General features: G+C 59.4%; 1 protein-coding gene. It reads left to right on the forward strand.

Translation table 11 applies throughout. The features are described 5' to 3' along the window. Positions 1–281 precede the first annotated feature (281 nt). The coding region (locus tag EOA23_RS36215; RefSeq protein WP_210212535.1) for a hypothetical protein at positions 282–473 on the forward strand (192 nt) is incomplete at its 3' end.

A 473-nucleotide genomic window follows, 5' to 3' on the forward strand; every position in this document is an offset into this window, starting at 1 on the left:
CGGGGGCTAGCTTCTCGTTTGTAGACAAGACTCCAACCCCGCCGTGTTTGGCGTCCCGTGATTTGGTGATGATGTGCTGCAATTCCTGGTCGCTCACAGACCCGTCCTCCTCTGGCCGCTCTTGAGTATAGTCTGTTTTGGACAACGGCCGCACCCTGCAAATCAAGGCCTACCCGCATCAAAATCCACGTGGGTTCGATCGGAACGGGCTTTCTTGCCCCTTAGAGTGTCATTTCGTTCTCTCCCGGAACCGACCTCGACTACGCGCAGCCGCACAAGGGATGCGCGAGATTTCGTCCGGAAGCCCGATTGTCGTGAATTTCGGCGTTCTGCTCGACGGGAGAGGCCATCCGCTGGCCGCTGTCCGGGAATTGGCCGCAGACCCGGTCCGCTCAATGAACGCGAATTCTCGTCGATCTGGCGTCAAAACGCGGCCGTCCGGCGGTGAAACGCGAGCGACAGAGGCCATTTCC

Source organism: Mesorhizobium sp. M2A.F.Ca.ET.042.01.1.1 (assembly GCF_003997405.1).
Lineage (GTDB): Bacteria > Pseudomonadota > Alphaproteobacteria > Rhizobiales > Rhizobiaceae > Mesorhizobium.